At 44.0% G+C, this 1,456-nt stretch carries 1 protein-coding gene; it reads right to left on the bottom strand.

Annotation, left to right across the window (positions count from 1 at the left end; all coding sequences use genetic code 11):
- Window positions 1-154 precede the first annotated feature (154 nt).
- Window positions 155-1,456: Bgr_08870 family protein (locus tag ACFINA_RS09540; protein WP_375615515.1), on the bottom strand; the 1,302-nt coding region annotated here is incomplete at its 5' end.

Genomic DNA, 1,456 nt, shown 5'->3' with positions numbered 1-1,456 from the left:
ACCATCACCATGCTCCATAAGTCTGACACTGTCAGTCAAAAAGCTCTTTAAAGGGCTTTGAAAGATCTTCAAAGGGGGCTTTAAAGAAAGAAAATCATATAAGCTCGCTTATACAATAAGCACCATTTGAATTGTGCTCTCTTTGATTATGTAATTAATCTTTCCATAATCTTATGAGGACAGCGCCATCCGCTCCAGCACCACTTGGAGTCTCATGTCCATGAGCACCAGCACCGCCACCACCAAAACCACGCCCTGCTTTTCCTGAACTATAGGAACCTTTGCCGACTCCACCAGAGCCACCTCTTGATGTATCACCTCCAGCATCACCGCCATTACCGCTAGTCTCGCTCGTAATTCCGTTTGTCCCAGCATAACCATTTCCACCTTTGGAAAATCCTGGATGTTCATCTGTTGCCAAGCCAAAATTTCCCCCAACCCCTCCAATACCACCACGTCCTGAATAGTAGCCAGTAACATAACCGTTTCGTGAACTATAGTAACCAGCACTACCATAGTTTCCTCCTGTGGCGGTGATAAAATTATTGCCAATGATCGTTGTTCCTCCAGACTTACCGTTTACACACTGCTCTGAAACAGAAGCTCCTCCTTTACCAATTGTGATATTCTCATGTCCATTTAGACTGGCTTTGTAGCCATACCAGACTGAACAACCGGCACCACCACCACCTCCTCCTAATCCTGACGAATAAGCGCCACCACCACTGCCACCTCCACCCCAAGCTTGGATTTCGACTTTTGTGTTATCCGTGACCCAATCGGGCCATTGAATTTTTCCATCTTGCGTATAGAGCAATTCAGCATCAGCAAGTGCCGGCCAATTCGTGATTTTATCGGTCAAATCTTTTTTTAGCCTCTTTATTCCTGCCAAGATGGCTTCATCCACTTGCGCTTTCGTATAAACAAGATCTCCATCAACTTTTAAAGGTCCTTTCAAGGTGCTTCCGTTTGTGTTTAAATTGGTAACCACTTCACCATTATGGATAAGGTTAAACGACGAATTACCCAACAGTTCTAAGCCACCACTCATAGTGACTTTGCTGGTAAATTTATTATAATTTTGCCATTCATTTGGGCTGGCTAAGCGACCATAGCTTGTGAGATCTTCATTGATCTTGGCTCTAAAATCATCAAGCCCCACGATATCTTCGGTTTTATGTTGATGTGCGCCTAACAGTGAGACAGCACTCCCAAAGGTGAAGTTATTGTTGCTTGATTTATAGAGAACATAATTGTTGGCAGCATCGTGTGCACCCTCGATATCGCTTAAATCAGCAAATGAGAAAGTTTTATCCGCTGCCATCTTGCCATTGAGAGCGCTTTCTAGATCTGCGATTTCGTTGATCGTATGCGTGTGTTGTAAAGGCGCCTTTTCGTTTACCTTTTCCTCAACTTCCGCAAGTGCTTGATCAATTTTGGTCAAATTTTCCCGCAA

Origin of the sequence: Bartonella sp. AC10YNML (genome assembly GCF_042196825.1) — a bacterium.
Lineage (GTDB): Bacteria > Pseudomonadota > Alphaproteobacteria > Rhizobiales > Rhizobiaceae > Bartonella.
The sequence above is the reverse complement of the archived record's forward strand: the minus strand, read 5'-3'. Positions and strand labels throughout refer to the sequence as shown.